This window comes from Rhodoferax sp., from assembly GCF_039922535.1.
Lineage (GTDB): Bacteria > Pseudomonadota > Gammaproteobacteria > Burkholderiales > Burkholderiaceae_C > Rhodoferax_B.
The window spans coordinates 1-6141 of sequence record NZ_JBDTEM010000006.1 but is presented as its reverse complement, the minus strand read 5'-3'; the positions used below and the strand labels follow the sequence as shown (position 1 = coordinate 6141).

Genomic DNA, 6141 nt, shown 5'->3' with positions numbered 1-6141 from the left:
CAGGGTCAGCGGGTGGCCGGTGCGTAAGGCGCGGCGGAACTCGATCTCCTTCATCTCGTCGAATTGGCGGCGGTTGGCCAGGCCGGTCAGCGGGTCGGTGCGGGCCAGGCTGTCGAGCCGGGTGTTGGTGTCTTCCAGCTTGCTGTTGGCGGTTTCGAGAGCAGCGGTGCGTTCGCGCACCAGTTCGGCCAGGTTGTCGCGATGGGCCAGCAGTTCTATTTCGTCGCGCTGGCGCTGCTCCAGATAGTCGGACAGCGTGGTTTGCAGCTGGTTGACCCCGCCCACCAGTTGCGACAGCTCATCTTGTCGTGACGTGTTGCGGTCAAGGGTCAGCAGTTGGCGCAGGTTGGCAGGGGTCAGTTGGCCCAGGTGCTGGGCAATGCGGCGCACGTGCACCGTCACCAGCCGGTTCAGCAGCAGCATGATCAGGATGGCCAGCAGCAGCGACTGGGCTATCTGGGTGGCCACAATCTCGGCCACCTCGCTGCGCAAGCGGGCCCACAAGACCCGTTCGTCGCCATACAGCGCCAAAGCGCCCACCACCTCTTTGCTGCCTGCAAACAACTGGTAGTCCAGCGGACGGTTCAACACCGGTGCCAGGGTGGACGGCAGCCACCCTTCGCGCGCGCGCCGAAAAACCTCCGGGGTGTGGCTGGTCGATTGCAGAGTGAGCACCACCTGTCCCACCGAGGCCGCGTTGGCAATGCTGTTCAGGTAGGTCTGCAGGGAGTCACGGTCCATTTCCCAGATGGATTTAGACAGGGTTTGCTGATAGACCTGCGCGATCAGTGCCATCTCGCCCGACATGCGGGTCACATTGTTTTGCCAGGCCGACCAGGTGCGTACGACGGCCACTACCAAGGTAAACAGCAGGCAAAACACCAGCGTAGCCAGTACGATGCGGCCGCCCAAAGACGTGGGTTTGGCCAGTTTTAAAGCCATCTCTTCTGCAGGGCATCGTAGGTGCCGTTCTTTTTAATGGCCTCCAGGCCTTTGCGGAAGCGTTCCACCATGGCATCGGGGGTTTTCAGGCCAAAAGCCATGTAGTTGCCGCCACCGCTGAGTTCGGCGATGCGCAGCGCCTTGCTCAGCACCACTGCGGGGTCGTCTCCTGCCTGGCGCGAGATGAAGTAAGCCCCCAGTTCGTTCATCACCCACAGGTCTACGCGGCCAAGTTTAAGTTTCTCGTAGTTCAGCTCGTATTTGCTGCTGGACTGCAGGTTGTGGCCCACAGAAAAACCTTGGGATGCCAGGTACTGTTCGCCAATGTCTTGGTTGACCGTGCCAATCTGCAGGGGTTTGGCTTCGTCCAGGCTGCCCAGGCGGATGTTGCGGCTTTTCAGTGAGAACAGGTAGAAGTCGGTGGGGGTGATCTGGCCCACCCACTTGAAAAGTTTTTCGCGCTCTTTGGACCGGTTGATGGAGTAGATCAACACGTTTTCGGTGGTCTGTGCGGTCTCGTAGGCGCGGGCCCAGGGTACGGACTGGAACTGGCCTTCGATGTTGATTTCTTTCAGCACCGCTTGCACAACCTCGGTCCCCAGGCCGGTGATCTTGCCTTTGTCGGTGAAATTGAAGGGTGGGTACTCTTCGGTCAGTATCTTGATGGTTTCGACAGCCTGGGCCGACCAGGTACAGGTCCACAAACCCAGGCCCGCGACCAGCAAGGCAGCGCGGCGGGTGGTTGCTCGGACACCAAACAATGTCATTCAACTCTCCAAGAGGGCATCTACGCACCCTGAAAAGAGGATGGTTGATACATTTAATTACGTGTGGCGCATGCTACGCCGATTTTAGGCTCACCATTGCCCGGTTTCAACCCGGATCGCGACTTCGCAGTCGTCAAAAATTTCCAGTTTGGCGATTTTGACGCGCACGCCCAGCACGCCGGGCAGCTGCATCAGCCGCTGGGCCAGTTTGCCAATCAGGCTTTCCAGCAGGTTTACATGCTCGGCGGTGCAGTCGTCGATGATGATCTGGCGCACCTTGCGGTAGTCCAGCACGTGGTTGATGTCGTCGTCGCTAGGTTCCAGCGGCTGGGGGCCGAGGTTGAGCTCGGCATCCACCAGGATCGGCTGCGGCGCGGTTTTTTCGGACTCCAAAATCCCCAGGTTGGCATTGAAGCGCAGGCCGGAGAGTTGCAAGGTTTGGTTGCCGGTGGTGTGGGACATGGTGTTTTTTAAGTGAGGTCCATCAAGGAAAAGTCACGTTCGAATTGCATCAGGTGTTGGCCTCCGTCCACCAGCAAGGTGGTGCCGGTGATGGATCCATTTTCCAGCGCAAACTTCACCGTGGCCGCCACATCGGCCGCGGTGGACGAACGGCCCAGAGGCGAGATTTGGTGTAGCACGGCAAACTGCTCGTCGCTGAGCATGTGGCTTTTGAGCGTCAGGCCGGGGGCTACGCCGACCACCCGCACGTGGGGTGCCAGGGCCTGCGCCAGCATGGTGTTGGCCGCTTCCAGTGCGGCTTTGGACAAGGTGTAGCTGAAAAAATCAGGGTTCAGGTTCCAGAGTTTCTGGTCCAGCAGATTGACCACCACACCGCCTGCATTGCGCGCCTGCAGGTGGCTGTGCAGGGCCTGGGCCAGCAGAATCGGCGCGCCAGTGTTGCTGCGCAGGTGCTGCTCCAGCGCAGCAAAGCCGAAGGTCGCGGCGCTGTCGTGCTCGAAGGTAGACGCGCAATTCACCACCGCATCCACCGCGCCAAAGTGCGTCACCACCTGGGGCAGCAGGGCGCGCACGGCGGCTTCATCGGCCAGGTCGGCCTGGAATGCATGATGTTTTAGGCCGTTGGTGTAGGTAATACTTGCGCAGTCAGCTACAGTTTGAATAGCATCCTGCTGCGAGTGCCGGTAGTGCACTGCCACCTGCCAGCCGCCGCGCGCCAGGGCCAGGGCGATGTCGCGGCCCAGCCGTTTACCGGCGCCAGTTACCAATACGGTACGAGCTGGGGGGGAGGGCGGGTTGGGTGACAACATTCAGAGACAATCAGGGGGTGGAAAAAACAGCCCCCAGTTTAACGAGCGCGCTCCAGACCGAGATTCGGCGGGCCATTACCGCATCCTCTGCATCCTCTTCGGCCGCCGACGGATGGATTCCCTTTGACCAGTTCATGGCCCAGGCCCTGTACCACCCCGGTTTGGGCTACTACGCCAACGAGCGCCCCAAGTTTGGCAGCCAAGATGCCGACGGCAGCGACTTTGTCACCGCCCCCGAGCTGTCGGGTCTGTTTGGCCAGGCCCTGGCCGCGCAGGTAGCGCAGGCGTTGCAGGTCACGGGCACCAACGAGGTGTGGGAATTCGGCGCAGGCTCCGGCGCTTTGGCGCTGCAATTGCTCGAAACCCTGGGCGACCAGGTTCAGCGCTACTGCATCGTCGATCTGTCCGGTACGCTGCGGGCCCGCCAACAGTTGCGCCTGGCCCGTTTTGCCGACAAGGTGCAGTGGGTGACGGAACTACCCGCCACGCTGCAAGCCGTGGTGATGGGTAACGAGGTGCTGGACGCGATGCCGGTGCAGCTGCTGGCCCGGGTGGGCGGCGTGTGGCATGAGCGCGGCGTGGCTTGGTCGGGCGAAGCCTTTGTGTGGCAAGACCGCCCTACGGCCCTACGCCCACCCGCCGATATCGACGGCCCGCACGATTACCTGACCGAAATCCACCCCCAGGCTGAGTCCTTCATCCGCACCCTGGCCGACCGGCTCACCCAGGGCGCGGCCTTCTTTTTGGACTATGGCTTCCCCGAGGCCGAGTACTACCACCCGCAGCGCAGCACCGGCACCGTGATGTGCCATTACCTGCACCGTTCAGACCCCGACCCACTGGCCCTGGTGGGGCTGAAAGACATCACCGCCCACGTCAATTTCAGCGGCATCGCCCTGGCCGGGCAGGACGCGGGCCTGGCCGTGCTGGGCTACACCAGCCAGGCGCGGTTTCTGATGAACTGCGGTTTGCTATCTAAAATGGAGCACGCCACGCATGCAGAACGTGCGCAAGCGCTCAAATTGATCACTGAACACGAAATGGGCGAATTGTTCAAAGTCATTGCTTTTGGCGCGGGGCCGGAGTGGGAGCCGCTGGGCTTCACCCAGGGCGACCGCAGCCATACCTTGTAGACCATGTTCCGTTGGCTGTTGGTCGTCTTTTTCGCCTTGTTACTGATTGACTGGTTTTCCCCGTTGCTGCAACGCTTTGGTTTTGGCAGACTGCCGGGCGACTTGCGCTTTAGGCTGTTCGGCCGCTCCTGGTTCATTCCGATCACCACCACCCTCGTCCTCAGCCTGGTTGCAGGCCTGGTCGCTAAATTTATCTAACGAAAAGATCTCCATGAAAGCATGTATCGATGTCGGCGGCACCAAGGTAGCCGTCAGCCTGGCCAGTGGTAACGACGACCTGCCGGTGCTGCAAGGCCGCCGCACCGAACCCACCGCCAAAACCGGCACCAACGATGCGCTGGCGGTGCAAATCATCCGCATGGTCAATGAAACCTGTGTCGATCTCGGCGTAGACCCCGCCTCGGTGCAAAACGCCGGTGTGTCGTCGGCTGGGCCCTTCATCATCAACGACGGCCTGATCGAGCTGGCCGGCCCCAATATTTGCGGCGGCATGGCGGGCCCGGCGCGTGGCTTGCCTAATGACTGGACCACCGCGCTGCTGGAAGCCCCGCTGGGTGCCCGCTTCGCCCGCGTGCGCATCGAGAACGACTGCGTCGCCGCGTTAGAGGCCGAGCGCCACTGGGGCGCACTGAAAGGCTTTGACCACTGTGCGTACGTTACCTGGAGCACCGGCATCGGCGTGGGCCTGTGCGTGGACGGCCATGTGCTGCGCGGCAAAAACGGCAATGCAGGCCACGCGGGCCACATGTTTGTAAGTGACAACAACGACGCACTGTGCGGCTGCGGCAATATTGGCGACGTGGAGGGCTTGGTGGCCGGAAACTCCATCGCGCGCCGCTTCGGCCAAGAGGCGCCAGATCTATTCCAGGCCGCCCGCGCGGGCGATGCCGCTGCTTTGAAAGTTGTGGATGAGCTTTGCCGTGTGATGGGCCGCACTTTGTACAACCTGGTGGCCGTGCTGGACTTACAGCGCATTAGCATGGGCGGCAGTGTCTTTTGGCATAACCGCGAGTTTCTGTTGCCACGCCTGCAGGCCCATATTGATGCCCATTTGCCCGCATTAACCACCGGTGCTTTGTTGGTGCCCGCTGGGTTGGCCGACAAAGTGGGTGATTACGCTGCCGTGGCATTGGCCTGACCTGGGATCGGAGTGGTAAAGAGCTTGCGACTGGATTTGGTTTGGATATTTTTTGGTTTACAAACTCTGTATGCTGAAAATAAAGAGTCCGTTGGGCTATTTTTAATGCCCAGGAACCAGTAACTGTTTATTTTGAGGTCTATAATATAGTTACTCAGCCATATTGCTGGACATGCCCGGACACCAAAATGCCAACCTACAAAGAACTTCTCGAACAACGCGCACTCTTAGAGCAGCAAATCAAGCAAGCCCATACGCTGGAAAATGCCGATGCCATCGAAAAAGTAAAAGCCTTGGTCGCTGATTTTGGTTTGACTGCCGATGATATTTTTGGCGCTGGCAAAACCCGCACCAAAACGGTGGCCAAAGTGGCTCCCAAGTTTCGCAATCCCCTTACCGGTGATACCTGGACCGGCCGTGGTAAACCACCAAAGTGGATTCAAAACCTGGACCGTGACCAGTTTCTGATTGCCTAAATCCCAATCTCTACCGTCTGCTTAGCGCAGGTCTTGGTAGATATTCAAAAAGCCCGGTCGGTTGACTGGGCTTTTTGCATTGTGCGGCTTAGTATTGGGAATATAGGTATACGGTGAGATGCGCTGCGCATCAATAGCGTTCTGTTTTGGCATCAATGGCCCAAGCCGTTTGCGATAAGCTGCAATGCGACCGTGGTGTGGCTGTAGTTTCTACCTAGCCATTGTGTAAATTCCCCTTTTTATTCTCCGGGCATACGATGCAACAACTTTACATTGGCAATAAAAATTATTCCTCGTGGTCCATGCGCCCTTGGGTGCTGTTAAGGCAGTTTGGTATTGCGTTTGACGAGGTTTATGTCCGATTTGATTCCTTTGGCGCAGATTCGCAGTTCAAGGCTACCGTGAATGCAGTGA

The 6141-nt window shown here is 59.3% G+C and carries 7 protein-coding genes and 2 pseudogenes; 5 read left to right on the top strand and 4 right to left on the bottom strand.

Translation table 11 applies throughout. From position 1 onward, the window contains the following. From ABI213_RS00230 to ABI213_RS00215, 4 genes and pseudogenes are all read right to left on the bottom strand, one after another. A pseudogene (locus ABI213_RS00230) lies at nucleotides 1–942 on the bottom strand (hypothetical protein); the annotation flags it as partial. Beyond that, nucleotides 933–1709 (bottom strand): transporter substrate-binding domain-containing protein, encoded by a 777-nt coding sequence (locus ABI213_RS00225; protein ID WP_348025608.1) that lies wholly within the window; start codon nucleotides 1707–1709, stop codon nucleotides 933–935. The pseudogene ABI213_RS00230 and the gene ABI213_RS00225, both read right to left, overlap by 10 nt. A gap of 90 nt (nucleotides 1710–1799) precedes the next feature. After that, on the bottom strand, nucleotides 1800–2171 hold the full coding sequence (locus ABI213_RS00220) for a dihydroneopterin aldolase (protein WP_348006672.1): 372 nt from the start codon (nucleotides 2169–2171) through the stop codon (nucleotides 1800–1802). Nucleotides 2172–2179: 8 nt separating this feature from the next. Further along, a complete protein-coding gene (locus ABI213_RS00215; protein WP_348006671.1) occupies nucleotides 2180–2980 on the bottom strand; it encodes an SDR family oxidoreductase in 801 nt (266 codons plus the stop codon). A gap of 17 nt (nucleotides 2981–2997) precedes the next feature. Between ABI213_RS00215 and ABI213_RS00210 the strand changes: the two genes are divergently transcribed. The 5 genes and pseudogenes from ABI213_RS00210 to ABI213_RS00190 all read left to right on the top strand — a co-directional run. Then, nucleotides 2998–4113: an SAM-dependent methyltransferase gene (locus ABI213_RS00210; protein ID WP_348006670.1), complete on the top strand. Its 1116-nt coding sequence runs from the start codon at nucleotides 2998–3000 to the stop codon at nucleotides 4111–4113. Between the two features lie 3 nt (nucleotides 4114–4116). Beyond that, nucleotides 4117–4311 carry a DUF2905 domain-containing protein gene (locus ABI213_RS00205; protein ID WP_348025606.1) on the top strand — a complete coding sequence of 65 codons (195 nt, stop codon included), beginning with the start codon at nucleotides 4117–4119 and terminating at the stop codon, nucleotides 4309–4311. A 13-nt stretch (nucleotides 4312–4324) separates the two neighbouring features. After that, nucleotides 4325–5251 (top strand): ROK family protein, encoded by a 927-nt coding sequence (locus ABI213_RS00200; protein ID WP_348006668.1) that lies wholly within the window; start codon nucleotides 4325–4327, stop codon nucleotides 5249–5251. 188 nt (nucleotides 5252–5439) lie between these two features. Continuing rightward, nucleotides 5440–5727 (top strand): H-NS histone family protein, encoded by a 288-nt coding sequence (locus ABI213_RS00195; protein ID WP_348006667.1) that lies wholly within the window; start codon nucleotides 5440–5442, stop codon nucleotides 5725–5727. A 257-nt stretch (nucleotides 5728–5984) separates the two neighbouring features. Next, nucleotides 5985–6141, top strand: a pseudogene (locus tag ABI213_RS00190) (glutathione S-transferase); the annotation flags it as partial.